Annotated in this window: 15 protein-coding genes and 1 riboswitch; of the genes, 4 read left to right on the top strand and 11 right to left on the bottom strand. The window is 54.3% G+C overall.

Annotated features, from left to right (window positions below):
• Positions 1–57 precede the first annotated feature (57 nt).
• The 11 genes from Q1A69_RS02115 to Q1A69_RS02065 form a co-directional block, all read right to left on the bottom strand.
• Complete coding sequence (locus tag Q1A69_RS02115) at positions 58–1,176, bottom strand: ATP-binding cassette domain-containing protein (protein WP_299580405.1); 1,119 nt, start codon at positions 1,174–1,176, stop codon at positions 58–60.
• On the bottom strand, positions 1,176–1,898 hold the full coding sequence (modB, locus tag Q1A69_RS02110) for a molybdate ABC transporter permease subunit (RefSeq protein WP_299580402.1): 723 nt from the start codon (positions 1,896–1,898) through the stop codon (positions 1,176–1,178). Before modB ends, Q1A69_RS02115 begins: the two co-directional genes overlap by 1 nt.
• A complete protein-coding gene (gene modA, locus Q1A69_RS02105; protein WP_299580399.1) occupies positions 1,895–2,665 on the bottom strand; it encodes a molybdate ABC transporter substrate-binding protein in 771 nt (256 codons plus the stop codon). Before modA ends, modB begins: the two co-directional genes overlap by 4 nt.
• A complete protein-coding gene (gene moaE, locus Q1A69_RS02100) occupies positions 2,650–3,129 on the bottom strand; it encodes a molybdopterin synthase catalytic subunit MoaE (RefSeq protein WP_299580396.1) in 480 nt (159 codons plus the stop codon). Before moaE ends, modA begins: the two co-directional genes overlap by 16 nt.
• Positions 3,130–3,139: 10 nt before the next feature.
• A complete protein-coding gene (gene moaD / locus Q1A69_RS02095; protein ID WP_299580393.1) occupies positions 3,140–3,385 on the bottom strand; it encodes a molybdopterin converting factor subunit 1 in 246 nt (81 codons plus the stop codon).
• A 21-nt stretch (positions 3,386–3,406) separates the two neighbouring features.
• Positions 3,407–3,898: a cyclic pyranopterin monophosphate synthase MoaC gene (gene moaC / locus Q1A69_RS02090; protein ID WP_299580390.1), complete on the bottom strand. Its 492-nt coding sequence runs from the start codon at positions 3,896–3,898 to the stop codon at positions 3,407–3,409.
• Between the two features lie 3 nt (positions 3,899–3,901).
• Positions 3,902–4,444, bottom strand: a complete 543-nt coding sequence (gene moaB / locus Q1A69_RS02085) for a molybdenum cofactor biosynthesis protein B (protein ID WP_299580387.1) — start codon at positions 4,442–4,444, stop codon at positions 3,902–3,904.
• Positions 4,445–4,446: 2 nt separating this feature from the next.
• Entirely contained in the window at positions 4,447–5,046 is a 600-nt protein-coding gene (locus Q1A69_RS02080; protein WP_299580384.1) for a molybdenum cofactor guanylyltransferase, read from the bottom strand.
• Between the two features lie 4 nt (positions 5,047–5,050).
• Positions 5,051–6,028: a GTP 3',8-cyclase MoaA gene (gene moaA / locus Q1A69_RS02075; protein ID WP_299580381.1), complete on the bottom strand. Its 978-nt coding sequence runs from the start codon at positions 6,026–6,028 to the stop codon at positions 5,051–5,053.
• Positions 6,017–6,167, bottom strand: a riboswitch (molybdenum cofactor riboswitch). Its footprint overlaps the gene before it by 12 nt.
• A 218-nt stretch (positions 6,168–6,385) precedes the next feature.
• Positions 6,386–7,609: a porin gene (locus Q1A69_RS02070; RefSeq protein WP_299580378.1), complete on the bottom strand. Its 1,224-nt coding sequence runs from the start codon at positions 7,607–7,609 to the stop codon at positions 6,386–6,388.
• A gap of 141 nt (positions 7,610–7,750) precedes the next feature.
• A complete protein-coding gene (locus Q1A69_RS02065; RefSeq protein WP_299580375.1) occupies positions 7,751–9,052 on the bottom strand; it encodes an MFS transporter in 1,302 nt (433 codons plus the stop codon).
• A gap of 417 nt (positions 9,053–9,469) precedes the next feature.
• Between Q1A69_RS02065 and Q1A69_RS02060 the strand changes: the two genes are divergently transcribed.
• The 4 genes from Q1A69_RS02060 (at position 9,470) to Q1A69_RS02045 (ending at position 13,762) form a co-directional block, all read left to right on the top strand.
• Positions 9,470–10,945 (top strand): NarK family nitrate/nitrite MFS transporter, encoded by a 1,476-nt coding sequence (locus Q1A69_RS02060; RefSeq protein WP_299580372.1) that lies wholly within the window; start codon positions 9,470–9,472, stop codon positions 10,943–10,945.
• 96 nt (positions 10,946–11,041) lie between these two features.
• Complete coding sequence (locus tag Q1A69_RS02055; RefSeq protein ID WP_299580369.1) at positions 11,042–12,814, top strand: bifunctional protein-serine/threonine kinase/phosphatase; 1,773 nt, start codon at positions 11,042–11,044, stop codon at positions 12,812–12,814.
• A 508-nt stretch (positions 12,815–13,322) separates the two neighbouring features.
• On the top strand, positions 13,323–13,499 hold the full coding sequence (locus Q1A69_RS02050; protein ID WP_299580366.1) for a hypothetical protein: 177 nt from the start codon (positions 13,323–13,325) through the stop codon (positions 13,497–13,499).
• The gene (locus tag Q1A69_RS02045; protein ID WP_299580363.1) at positions 13,496–13,762 is read left to right on the top strand and encodes a hypothetical protein; all 267 of its coding nucleotides are present in this window, start codon (positions 13,496–13,498) and stop codon (positions 13,760–13,762) included. The genes Q1A69_RS02050 and Q1A69_RS02045 overlap by 4 nt, the downstream gene beginning before the upstream one ends.
• Positions 13,763–14,284: the final 522 nt, after the last annotated feature.

The following is a 14,284-nucleotide window of genomic DNA, read 5'->3' as shown; positions in this document are numbered from 1 at the left end:
TAACTTTTTTACACGTGTACTTTGGCGTGGGGGATTATTGCGGGATCGAAAAAACCATCATAAACCGGCGGGGCTACCTGCCTTAAACTGGGCAAAGTAGGTAGAACCCTCACGCAGTTGCAAACGCTCACAGGAGAGCTGGGAGATATCGGCGTAAATCACTTGCTCAGTCAGCGTGAGTTGCAAGCGCGTGCGGCCATCGGCAAGGTGCTTTTTACCGGTCAGGGTGACCGGCAGGCAATTGAGAATACTGGACAGGCCCGGTTTTTCTACGCTGAGGCTGATATCTCCAGCCTCCAATAAAAAAACAGCGGTATCGCCTTTGCGATAATCACCGGCCACTCTATCTGCATAGATGGAAACGCCCCCCAATTCCAAGGTGAGCAAGCCACCACGCAGAGATTCCACTCGCGCCTCAATCCGACTGCGGCAGCTATCGCCCACAGCCTTAGAATCCAAGTACTTAGCAACCTCGAAGAGAGGGAGCGGAGCCGATAAATCTGCAGACTGCATCCACAGGCAGCGCTGGGCCAACAGTTGAACCTCATCGAAGTCGTGGCTGGTCCAGAGCACCAGCGCCGGGTAGCGGGCCCAGAAATCCCGCAGGGTCGGCAATAAGTTCCGCAGAACCTGAGCGCGATCCACCGCAGAGAGCGGCTCATCAAACAGCTGTAGTGGTGCATTGTGAAAAAGTTGGCGCAGCAGGGCCACCCGCTGCGCCTCACCGCCGGACAGCAGCTCTACCGGTTGGTGTAGAAGCGGAGCAATACCAAAAGCCTTCAGCAGCTGCTCACACTCCTCAGCGGGTAATGGCCTGTGACTGTATTTACGAGCCAGGGCCAGGTTGTCCGCCACCGATTGCCCGGCAAACAAGCGGCTGTCCTGAAAGCCTAAAGAGGCAGCCCTTTTGTGGGTGGCCAGAGCGCGGCGCCCGCGCTGCCAGACCGTATTGGCAAAAGCGATATCGCCACGGCAACGGCGCAGGCCGGCCAGGGCCGCCAGCAGTGTGCTCTTACCGCTACCGGAAGGGCCGGTAAGTCCAAAAACACCTGTAGCCGGCAAGCTCAATTGCCAGGGGGTTGCTGTATTAAGCGAAGTTACCAACCCTTCCACGTGAAGTCCGCTAGAGCCAGAAGTGGTAGTAGCAGTGCCGAACAGGGGTAAAGTAATGTCCATTAACCCAACACCCCCATCACAGGCTTAACCCCCTCTTTGTGTGAGCCCCGTGGAGACAGTAAATGTCCCAGCCATCGAGCCATTAACAACATAACCGTCGTTATCCCCATCAGCATCAGCGCCAATCGGTGCGCGGCACCGTACTCCATTGCCTCCACATGCTGGAACAGCGCAATCGAGACTACCTGGGTCTCACCGGGAATGGCGCCACCGATCATCAGCACAACGCCGAACTCTCCCAGGGTGTGGGCAAAAGTCAGTGCACAGGCGCTCACAATAGCGGCGCGACTCGCCGGTAACAGTACTTTCAGTAGCGCCGCCCAAGGTGGGATACCCAGCGCGGCAGCGGCCTGGGTGAGGCGCTGGCCATTGGCACTAAAGGCGGCTAGCAGCGGTTGTACCATAAACGGTAGGGAATAAAGTACCGAGGCAAAAACCAAGCCTGTAAAAGAGAAAACCAAAGGGCTGCCAAACAGTTGTGACAGCCACTGGCCGGGGGCGTAATTGGGAGAAAACAGCAATAGCAGATAGAAGCCCAATACCGTGGGAGGCAGCACCAGCGGCAGGGTGATTAAAACTTCAACCCCGTGACGCCAGCGACTCTGCCACTGGCTCAACTTCCAGGCCAGGGGTACGCCGATGATAAACAGCAGTAAAGTGGTTAAGCCGGCCAGTTTCAGGGTCAACCACAGGGCCTGCCAGTCGGCAGCGGCGATATTCACAACTCACCTCCTCCGGACTGTGCCGGTAACAACCCGTAACCCAACTGCTGCAATTGCGCCTGTACTTCAGCTGAGCGCAAATAGTCGGCGAGAGCCCTCGCTTTTTCAGGTCGGCGACTTTGAGTGGGAATCACCAGCTGCTGTTCGATGGGCCTATACAGGCGCTGCGGCAACAACCAAAAGTTGTCCCGACCCGCTGCTTGCATCTGGCTGGCTGCGACAAAGCCCACCCGGGCATTGCCAGAATCCAGCATTAAATAGGCTTGTCCGGCATTGTGGGCGCGGGCTAACTGAAGTTGTTTCTTACTCCACATCCCCAGACTTTGCAGGGCCTGCTGGGCGGCGCGACCAAAGGGCGCAACCTTGGGATCGGCGAGGACAATTTTCTCCGGCCAGATTTGTAATAACTGTTCGATATTCACTTCGGAATCTGGGTGCCAGAGCGCCAGTAATCCCAAGGCGTAGGTGTGGCGGCTGTCGGCCAGCGCGCCGCCCCGCTTTTCCAGCAGCTCGGGGCGCTCGCGATCGGCGGAGAGGAATAAATCGAAGGGGGCGCGGTGTACTACTTGCTGGTAGAGCACACCGGAACTACCACTACTGAGCTGTACCGAACAGTGGTGACTGCGCTCAAATTCCGGCAGCACCTGCTCCAGCGCAGGGCGGAAGCTGGCTGCTACCGCCACTCGCAAGGCACAGCGCTCGGCCTTTACCGGCAGCGCAATCACTACCAGTAAAGCGGATAGCAGCAGAGTCAGCCGGCGGACCACTTTTCCATCTCCGCAGCATCGCTTTCGCGGGCTTCAACCCAGCGTTCAGCGGCACTGCCGGTTTGATCTGCAACGGCTTCGCGCTTCCAGAAAGGCGCCTCGGTCTTGAGCCGATCCATAATGTACTGGCAGGCGGCAAATGCCGCTTGGCGATGGGGGCTGGTAACCCCCACAAACACAATCTCATCGTTGATCTGCATCGGCCCCACCCGATGAACGATGGTCACACGCCCCAGGGACCAGCGGTCGCGGGCATCGCAGGTAATGCGTTGCAGGCTTTTTTCGGTCATACCCGGATAGTGCTCCAGGGCCAGGCCACAGACATCGCTGCCGGCATTGAAGTCGCGCACTGTGCCTACAAACAGGGTGCAGGCTCCATCGCCACTGTTGCCCTGCAGGGCCGAATATTCAGCGGCTACATCGAGCGGTGTTTCGCGCACTTCGATACGATCAACAGCTTTCATCCCGACACCTCTAGCCGCCGGTGACCGGCGGGAAAAATGCAACTTCATCCCCGGCATTTACCACCGCCTCGGACTCCGCCAACTCCTGATTCAGAGCCATACGGATATCGTCACGCTGCAGGTGTGCGCTCCAATCCGGGTGTTGCTCACACAAGACTTCACGCAAAGCACTGAGGCTGCCAGAAAAATCCGCCAGTGAAATTTCGCCCGTACCCAATTGCTGGCGCAGGCGCGCAAAAAATAAAACCTTTACCATCTCGTTTTACCTCTTAAATTCTCAAGCGCCTGCAGGCGCATCACCGCGCCAGTCGCCGCGCTTGCCGCCGCTTTTCTGCAACAATCGAGTGGGGCCGATTTCCATCGCCGGGTCCACGGCTTTGCACATATCGTAAATGGTTAGCGCCGCCATGGAGGCTGCGGTTAAAGCTTCCATCTCTACGCCGGTGCGCCCAGCCAAGCGGCAGAAAGCGGTGATATACACGCTGTGTTTTTCTGGCTGTAATTCAAAATCCACTGCGACCTTGGTCAGCGCCAGTGGGTGGCACAGGGGAATTAAATCCGAGGTTTTCTTCGCAGCCTGGATACCGGCGATGCGAGCTACAGATAAGACGTCGCCTTTCTTGTGAGCGCCCTGGCTCAGCAGTGCAAAAGCCTCCGCACTCATGCGAATGCCGCTTTCTGCTAGGGCGCTGCGGTCGGTAATGTCCTTCTCGGTAACATCCACCATGCTGGCTTCGCCGCGCTGGTTTAAGTGGGTTAACTGGCTCACGGATTACCCCCGGCTCTCACAGGGCGCGCTGGTAAAGCGCACATGGGGGATAAAGTTACAGGGCTTATGGCGGGCATCCAGCTGCTCGAGCAATATACCCTCCCAGGCCGTGCGGCAGGCACCAGTGGAGCCGGGCATGCAGCACACCAGGGTGCGATTGGCGAGGCCAGCCAATGCGCGGGACTGCACCGTGGAGCTGCCGATATCCCCTAAAGAAATATGGCGGAACAGCTCGCCGAAGCCGTCGACGGTTTTATCGAACAGCGGCGTCAGGGCCTCGGGGGTGGAGTCGCGCTCGGTAAAGCCAGTGCCGCCGGTGACCAACACTACCTGTACTTTGGGGTCGGCAATCCAGGCGGAGGCCACCGCGCGCATCTGGTAAACATCGTCTGGGGTAATGCGTTTATCCGCCAGCTGGTGACCGGCAGAAGTCAGGGCTTCCACCAGATACTGGCCGGAAGTATCGGTCTGCTCGTTACGCGTATCGGACACGGTAAGCACCGCAATATTGAGCGGTACAAATTCTTTACTGGCGTGTGCGGACATAGTCAGTGTTCTCTTAAAAAACGGTTTTCGGATATTTTATCCGGCATCGTCAGGCCAAGATAATCCGCCGGCGTATTGATGTTGCGAGACCAATCGCCAGCATTTTTTATAGGAATGGAGTTGGCTTCCAGGTGACGCAGCAGTGCGCCGACGGAATTGCGCCTGCGGCCCTCGATAGCACCGCGCAAATAATCCAGGCACTTAGCGTTGAGAGGTAACCACAGCGGGAAAAAAAAGTGGTCAAAATAACAGGGACGGCCGCTTCTCTGCCCCTCAGCCAATAATTCGGCGAGGAGGTCCCGACCCAGTAATGGCATATCCACCGGGATCACCAAGGCGGCATCGGCACCGGTCGCTTGGACCACCGAATAGAGTCCACCCAAGGGCCCCTGTTCCGGTACCAGATCTTCGATACCGCCGGGACGTGTACCGCTGGTCACCACTTGGGTTAGAGGCAATGCCCGCAAAAGCCCCTCGGCATGTTGCAGGAAGCTGCCTCGCTCAGGGTGTGCCAGCAGGGCCTTATCGCGGCCCATGCGGCTGGAGCGGCCACCGGCGAGCACCACGCCGATGGTCGATCCGTTGGGATTCACCTTGGCCATACCCCTAGCCCCCGAGCATTGCCAGGTTGCGGGTGGCACCGGTGAACCCCTCGTGTAACTGATGGCCGGCCGTCTTATCGACAATCAACTCGCGGATATGCGCCGTCAGGGCCTCGCTGTCGCCGGCGGCAATTATTTCGCGCATATCGAAGCCCTGATCGGCAAACAGACACAAATGCAGCTTGCCCTGGGCGGATATCCGCAGGCGGTTGCAGCTCGCACAAAAATCTTTGCCATAGGGGGTGATCAGGCCGATGCGCCCGGCATAATCCGCGTGGAAATACTCCCGCGCCGGGCCGGCATCTCGGGTGCGGATCACTTGCTCCCAACCCTCGCGCAACAACAGAGTTTCAATATCGTCACCGGACACATGATTGCTGACAAAAAAATCGCGGTTGTCGCCAGTGCGCATTAATTCGATAAAACGCAGAGTCACCGGGGTCTCACGAATCCAGGCGAGGAAGTTATCCAGTTCGGCCAGGTTGTACTTGCGCATCAACACGGCGTTGACCTTGGTATCGATACCCAGCGCCAGGGCGCGGTCCAATCCCGCAAGGGCTTTATCGAGGCGGTCGTGGCCGGTGATATGGTGGAATTGGGCTGGGTCGAGACTGTCGATACTGACATTGACCTGATCCAGTCCAGCGCGGTGCCAGTCGTCGATCTGGCTGGGCAGGCGATAGCCGTTGGTGGTAATGGCCAGGCGACGAATCTTGTCGCTGGCACGCACCGCTTCGAGCATTGGTACCAGGTCCTTGCGCAAGGAGGGCTCACCGCCGGTCAGGCGCACCTTTTCTGTGCCCAGAGAAGCGAAAGCACGCACTAGGGTGCCCACCTCAGCGACTGACAGTGGATTTTCCCCCTCAAGGGAGCGACCGCAGCCAATACCCTCGGGAAGGCAGTAGTTGCAGCGGTAATTGCAGATGTCCGTCACGGACAGGCGCAGGTAGTAAAACCTGCGGCCAAAATTATCTTGTAACATTAAACGCCTTTCCAATGTCGGGAGGCCTCGCAGTTTCCTGTTAGACCCTGGTGGCCGTTACGGCCACGGTCCCGGCACCCTGCAGCGATTAAGAAAAACTGCGCTGTTTAGGTAGCGGGACTCGGTGTTTAAACTGATGTCAGTGTATCAAGTTGGTTAATTTATGCTTGGGTCAAAGGTGGTACTCCCTCGGTGCTCTTGGTGATGCCGATCGCCTTGTGGGAACCTAGCAAAAAGCGGAAATTCTGTGGGCAGAGCGGACTAAAACCGGAGAATTTTTTATAGAAATTAACCGACCGCTGCAGAGTAAAACCCCGGCCTAAGCCGGGGTCTGTCTATCGGGTGATGAAAGCCAATTTAGAAATTGGCGGTCACCATCAGCCAGAACTTATCGGTATCCAGCCTGTGGTCGTCGGCTTGGTAGGAAGCGTATTTCACCAGTGCAGAAATATCTTCAGTGAGCTTGTGCCCATAACTGACATTCCACTCGTGGCCATAATTTGCAGAACCTTTATTCGCATCGAAATTGTGATAGGCCATATTCAGCTTGCCACCGGCAATTTTCATTGCACCGCTGATATACAGATCTTCGACACCGTCGTCAGGTGTTGACAGGAATTGGTCGGCAAAACCCTGGAATTTGTGCAGGGTGGCCAGTGGGGTTTTAAAACCGACATCGTTATCGGAGCCCAGTACCTCGTAACCGAGTTTTGCTGTGACCGGACCCAGATCGGCGCCCACTTCCGCCAGATAGTAATCGGCGCTGTAGTTTTGCGTGTTGTCACCGGTATCCCCCTGACGTGCGTAGCTCAGGTTGGCGTTTATCGGTCCGAAATTCCCTTTGTAATCTACCCCATAGGTGCGGCTGGCATTTTCAACGAAATTTTCTAAATCCAGGTTGTAAACGAAACCGCTGACTTTGTGGTTTTCAGCCACTGGGTAGCTGGCATGGAATAGCTGGATATTGCCTTCAAATTCAGCACCGGCGCTATCTTCACCAAAAATGCGGTTTACGTTGTACACGTAGCTGTAGTCCAACTGCAGGCTGTCAGCACTGCCGTACTGGTAGCGTACGCCATCGTAAGTCTGCTCGTTCTGTCTCCAGCCGACGCCGCCGACAAAGCGTTGCCCGTCCAGGTTAATACGCTGGCGGCCAGCGGTAATTACGGAATTTTCACCGCTATAACGGATATAAGCTTGGTTAACTTCGGTACCATCCGGATCGGCAACTACCGGGTAATTGTCTTTACCATTTACGGTGGAGTTGTAATTATCGTTGCCGACGGAAGTAACATCATCCATCTCAAGAAAGCTGGTAAAACCGTTGTAGCTGCCGCTGCGCCAGTTAAGGCGGGTTCTCAGCGTAGAAGCGGTTGCGTCTCCATTAATGCCGTCCTGGTCATAATCTTCCTGGTCGACAATCTCCACGCGATAACGCAGATTCAATCCGACCTCACCGGATTTAAGCGCGTCGGCAAGTGTGGCATTTTCACCATCCTGCGCAGCAGCCTGTAGTGCAACAGTGCTGCAGGCCCCCAGCAGTAAAGCACCAAACAGTTTGGAAAATTTGGAAATGGTCATTACGCTTTTCCTTTGCAACAACAAATTTAACAGTGACAAATTACAATTTTTCAGGTGTGGTTGAAACCACATTTTTTTCCGACAGAAATCTTCCTGACTCTCATGTCTTACCCACAGGTAATTCCAATTTGGTAGTGGGCACTACCTATCCGGTAAGGCCACAGAATCCGTGCTTTCTTCCTGCAAAAAATTATTTTCACGGGCGAAAGCCAAACGCTGTTGATAACCTTCCCTCCGGATAGCCAAATACATAGCCAACATACAAATTGCGAGCACACCGTAGAGCAACATAAACGCCGCACTGTGAATACCAACCAAATCCTGTGCGATTCCAAACATCACAGGCAGGGTAAAACCACCCAACGCACCAATCGTGGCCACAGTACCACCGACGCTACCCATATGTGCCGGAAAATTATCGTGCAGCGTTTTGTACACAGAGGCGCGACCAAAACCCTGAGCAATACCGATCACCAATAACAACAGGGTAAACAGCTCAATACCCACCTCGATATTTAAATGCACATCCCGTTCCACCCCGTGAATCGTCATACTGGTCGGGGGGTAACTGAGGAAAAAAAGGCATACCAGGCAAGTCCAGAAAACACTCCAATTTACCGTGCGTGCACCATAGCGATCCGCAAACCAACCACCCAGGGCGCGCAGCGAACTGGATAGCGCCACAAACAGCAGCGTCAGTGCCATCGCCGCCGGCGTACTGACTCCGTAGACCGCCAGGTAGTAATTGGGCAACCACAATAAAAGTGCAAGAAAGCTGCCGAAAACAAAATAGTAATAGAGTCCATAGCGCCACACCTTGATCTGCATCAGTGGACGTAGATGGTGATGAATATTCACCTTGCCCCGGCTGCGCATGTAGCGGGTTTCTTCCGGTGCAAAACATTCGAATAGCACCAGCATAAGTACTATGCCGAAACCGTATACCGGCCCAATCCATTCTCGCCCAAACCAGTTCTGGATAGCCGGTGCCAAAGCCAGGGTAATCGCGGCTCCGGCATTGCCTGCACCAAAAATGCCCATCGCTGTGCCCTGCTGCCTCCTTTCGAACCACGGGCTGATATAGCGAATCCCCAACACGAAGGCCACACCGGAAACACCCAGCCACAGGCCGGCCAGCAGGTGGGCTCCATAGCTGTCGATATAGGGCAACAGAAATAACACCGGCAGCAGCAATAACATTTGCAAAAGAATGAGTTTTTTCGCCGAAACGTATTCCACCAACAGCCCCGCGGGGAAACGCAACAGTGCCCCGCTCAGGATGGGCGCCGCGAGTAAGATGCCGTACTCGGTAGCGGAAAGATTCAGCTGCTCGCGTATCTCCACCCCAAGCACGGCATACAGCGTCCATACCGAAAAATTAGCGGCAAACATGGCCGAGGCAAACATCAGTGCGCGCCCGGCAAGTTGCTGTGTATATTGCACGACAGGCTATCTCCACTTGTTCAACATTCAGATAAATTTTTTGCCCTTCAAGCGGACAATGCGACCTCTGAGTTTCCGCTCGGTCAGAAGAAACATTGCCACCGAGGCGAGTTACCAAAGCGTATCCGGGCGCTTACCTGCAAGATGCCTAAAAACCCCTAGCCCGACAATTACTCCCAAAAACCAATGCCTGATAAGACAATTTCTTGCCTCTACTCACCATGGGGTAAGCATTGCTCTAGAGGCTGCACCGCACCTGACACAGTGCTAATCCAAAAGGATTAACTCACGCTGCTATTGCGTGGATTCCGCCACGGACTACCCCCTTTGCGCACTTTTCCTGTGACGCTGCTCAAATACTATCGACCATATCCCTATCCACCTGTAAAAATTTCTGAGAAGCCGGAGAAAATAGTCATGAGTCAATCCAGCGGCCTCAATTTATTTCATTGGGGCGATCCCAAAATAAAGACGCTGCACGTTACTTGGTTTGCGTTTTTCCTGACTTTCGTGGTGTGGTTCTCCCATGCTCCGCTAATGGTCTTTATCAAGGAAGCGTTCGACCTCAGCAGCCAACAGGTAAAAGCCCTGTTAATCCTCAATGTGGCACTGACCATCCCCGCGCGTATCATTATCGGTATGCTGGTGGATAAATTCGGGCCGCGCCTGGTGTACAGCGGACTGCTGATGACCTCATCTTTAATCTGTTTGGGCTTCGCCACCGCAGACAGCTACGAATCCCTGGCCCTGTTCCGCTTCCTGCTGGGTTTTGTCGGTGCCGGTTTTGTGATTGGTATCCGCATGGTGGGTGAATGGTTCCCAGCCAAGCAGGTAGGCCTGGCGGAAGGTATTTACGGCGGCTGGGGGAATTTCGGTTCTGCCGCCGGTGCCATGACCCTGCCCACCCTCGCCCTGCTGTTCGGCGGTGAAGACGGCTGGCGCTATGCCCTGGGCCTCACCGGCATCATCGCCGGCCTGTACGGCATCCTCTACTACCGTGTTGCCCGCAACACGCCTAAGGGTTCCACCTACTTCAAGCCCAAAAAGAGCGGCGGCCTGGAAGTCACCAGCAAGCGCGATTTCTATTTCTACCTGCTGATGAATGTGCCCATGTACCTGGCACTGGCAGCGCTGGCTTACAAACTGTCTCCCAGCGGCGTAGCCCTGCTGAGCCAGAATGCCACCTACGTGATGTGGGGACTGCTGGTAGCACTGTTCGCTTTCCAAACCCGTATGATCTGGAATGTAAACAAAGAGCACCTGCGCGAAGGCGTACCCGAGCTGGAGAAATACAACTTCAAGCAGGTAGCCATCCTGGACCTGGCCTACTTCGTTACCTTCGGCTCAGAGCTGGCCGTGGTTTCTATGCTGCCCCTGTTCTTCCTGGAAACCTTTGATGGCTTGAGCCCGGTGAAGGCCGGCCTGCTCGCCTCTGGCTTCGCCTTTATGAACCTGGTGGCCCGCCCAACCGGTGGTTACTTCTCCGACAAACTGGGACGCCGCCGCAGCCTGATGTTCCTGATTGGCGGCCTGGCCGTGGGTTACTTTGTACTGAGCCAGATCGACGGCAGCTGGTGGATTCCCGCTGCGGTAGTTGCCACCATGTGCTGCTCTTTCTTTGTGCAGGCCGGTGAAGGTGCTGTGTTCGCCATCGTGCCCCTGGTAAAACGCCGCATGACCGGGCAGATCGCCGGTATGGCCGGAGCTTACGGCAACGTCGGTGCGGTAACCTTCCTCACCGCCTTGTCTTATGTCAGCTACAGCCAGTTCTTCCTGATTATCTGTGGCGCCGCAGCGGTGATCTTCTTCGCCTGCTTGTTCCTGGAAGAGCCCAAAGGCAATATTGCCGAAGTGCTGCCAGATGGTACCGTGCAGTTGATCAGCGTGGAGTGATCGGATAGCACTGACCAAGTAACACCCGTAATAGAGGGCCACTGGCCCTCTTTTTCGCTGTTTGCCAGAGGGGACGATAGAAGAGAGGAGAGCGCTGTGAGCGAAACCCATTCCGGGCTCCAAGCAGAAGATACTGCCAACCTTGAAGCCCAAGCACCACAATTGAGCCACGGCCTCTGCACCCGTGCCGGTATCAAACCGCAGAACGAAGACGCCGCACTCTATCACTGGCCAGAAAGCCCACATTTGCAGGAATACCTGGGCGCAGTCGCCGCGCTGGCAGACGGCGTCAGCTCCGCCGAAGCCGGTGCCCAGGCCAGCCACACCGCCACCGAACAATTTGTGCGGGACTACTACAAAGTGCCGGATACCTGGTCTGTGGCCCACGCCGGACAGAAAATCCTCGCCTCCATTAACAGCAAGCTATACCGCAAGAGCCACGACTTCCCCCAACAGGAAAAGGGCTTCCTCTGCACCTTCTCTGCCCTGGTCTTTAAATCCCGCACCGCCCACTACTTTCATATCGGCGATAGCCGCATCTACCACCTGCGCGGCGATACCCTTAAATGCCTGACCCGTGATCACAGTATTACCCTGGCACACCACCAGCAGATGCTGTCCCGCGCACTGGGCATGGATACCGGCCTGCAAGTGGATTACGGCCAGCTCAGCCTGGCCGATAACGATGTATTGCTGATTACCAGCGACGGCGTGCACGACTTTATCCAACAGGATTTGCTGCGCGAATTGCTGGCCGATACACAAACTAGCGAACAGGAAACAGCGGAAACCCTGGTGCGCCTCGCCGAGGAAAACGGCAGTGACGATAACCTCTCCGCATTAGTGGTAAAGGTACAGGCACTGCCACAAACCACCCTGGACGACTACAGCCGCCAGCTTACCCGCCTGCCCTTCCCGCCGGAATTGGAACCGGGCATGGTATTGGATGGCTATCAGGTGGAGCGGGAGCTGTTCTCCTCCCAGCGCAGCCAGCTGTACCTGGTGCGCGACAGTGCCACCGGGGAAATCCTGGTGATGAAAACCCCCTCGGTCAATTACGAGGACGATATCCACTATATCGACCGCTTTATTCAGGAAGAGTGGATAGGCCTGCGTATTCGCAGCCCCCAGGTAGTGCGCCTGCACCGCCAGACTCGCCCGCGCACCGCGCTCTATTACCTGATGGAGTATGTACAGGGCAGCACCCTGGAGCAGTGGATCACCGTTAATCCCTTCCCCAAACCGGCGGAGGCGTTTCGTATCATCAAGGAGATCGCCACCGGCCTACAGGCCTTCCACGATCAGGAAACCATTCACCAGGATTTGCGCCCGGCCAATATCATGATTGACGGCGACGGGCGGGTGAAAATTATCGACTTCGGCTCAGTCTATGTCGCCGGCAGTGCCGAGATTTTCCGCCCTCTGGAGCACCCGGAAGCGCTGGGCACCGCCAGCTACTCCGACCCCCACTATATCCTCGGGCATAACAGCGGTATTCGCGGCGATATCTATGCCCTCGCCACTATTGCCTACGAAATGTTTACCGGCGAACTGCCCTACGGCGAGGAAATAGAAAGCTGCCGCTCCCACGCCGACTTCGAACGCCTGCGCTACCGCAGCGCCAGTCAGTTTAATCCAGTAGTCCCCATCTGGTTCGACCGCGCCCTGGAGCGCGGATGCAGTATCGACCTGGAACAGCGCTATTCCACGCTTACAGAGTTTATGCGCGACCTCGCCAATCCCAACCCGGATTACCTAAGGGAAGATCCTACTGAGAAAGGGGATGCCTCTTTATTTTGGAAGATTCTTTGTGGGATTTGGGTGGCTACTTTGTTGGCGGTGGCGGCGTTGTTTTCATCTGCCACTTGAGGGCTCATTTTGAGAAGCGAGGTTTGATAGATCAGTAACAGCTCAGTATCTCTGGTTGCCATTTGGTTGAAAACCTATAACCTTCCGAAAGGATGAACTTTGTCTTGCCTTGGGGCAAATGGAGCCAGGCATATGGTCAGCTCTGGGCACTTTAATCAGATATAAATATTTGAAGTTGTTAGAGTCATATAAGGAAATAGAGTGGAGCAGTTTAAAACAACGGAAGACTTAAGGGACTCGATCAAAAGGCTAAGCAAATGGTTTGCAAGGCCAATTGTCGAGGGTGAGCACCCAACACTGCATATCAACCCAAACAGCACTAATCGGGAAGTCGTAAATGGTATCCAAAGAGACGATTACGTTTTCTCTGGGTGTGGCAACTGGATTATCCCTTCAGCAGAGCACGGGCTCTCATTTTCTGGCCACTGGCAGCACTTAAAGGGTATCCACCGGATGAAGTCTAAAAGAAATCCGGGACAAAGAATTCATGTATATTGGGTATTGGGTATTGGAAAAGGCTGATATTCCCGAAGGTTTAGAGTTCATCGTAGACCCAACAGATAAAAAGAAGCACCACTACCTTCTTGCCGCCACAAAAAAAATGACTGTTTCAGAACTCCGTTCAAAATTAGAGTGGGTCGCAGATAGAATGTCTGTAATTCGAGATGCACAGGATACGTTATGATTGAATTTAGAAACATAAAAGAGAAAGAACTTTTAGTTCATTATGCAAATGAGTTTGGAGACACAAATATTCTAAATATCATTGAGTCTGGTGTCAGTAGCGAATTAGAAGCAGCGGCTTTGGCAAAGTTCTACTGGAAAATAGTTGACGAAACAATTGAAGATAAAGATCTAGAGTATATTCTGGAAAGAATATACACAACCTTGCACATCCATTGTGGTAATAATGGGTACTCAGATGTTTGGGATAACGAGATACCGTAATCGCTGCTTAAAACATAGGCACCTCCAGCCAATTCAGCTCGGTGGTCCCCATCCAGTTCGACCGTGCCCTGAAACTCGGATTCTGTATCGATCTGGAGCAGCGTTACTAAATCCTACTGGAATTTATGCGCGATATAACCACCCCTAACTTTTATTACTTGCGAGACTGTCCTAATGAGAAAGGGACATTTCTTTGTTTTGGAAAGCTTTTTGCGGAATTTTGGGCAGCTACTTTGATGGCAGTAGTGGCGTTTTTTTTCGCATTAAAGCTAAGATCAGAAGTCACAGTTAAGATAGTTCTTACCTGCGAATATGCCGACGCACGAATACATAAAATGTGTTCGATTTTATGTAATTATTTAGGGATGGGTAAAATATATCAAACTTTCAGTGTATTGATTTTTATATGCAGAACTTACTTTAATAATTTACTGCTTCTTAAAGAGCCTAGATTCCCATAACAACCGACACACTTGGCAATAGCGAGAGAGGTCAGCTGGCTGTAGGCTAGTAAGCTTCCAC

This window comes from uncultured Microbulbifer sp., from assembly GCF_947498635.1.
In the GTDB taxonomy this organism is placed as follows: Bacteria; Pseudomonadota; Gammaproteobacteria; order Pseudomonadales; family Cellvibrionaceae; genus Microbulbifer; species Microbulbifer echini.
This window is presented reverse-complemented; position numbering and strand designations above follow the sequence as displayed.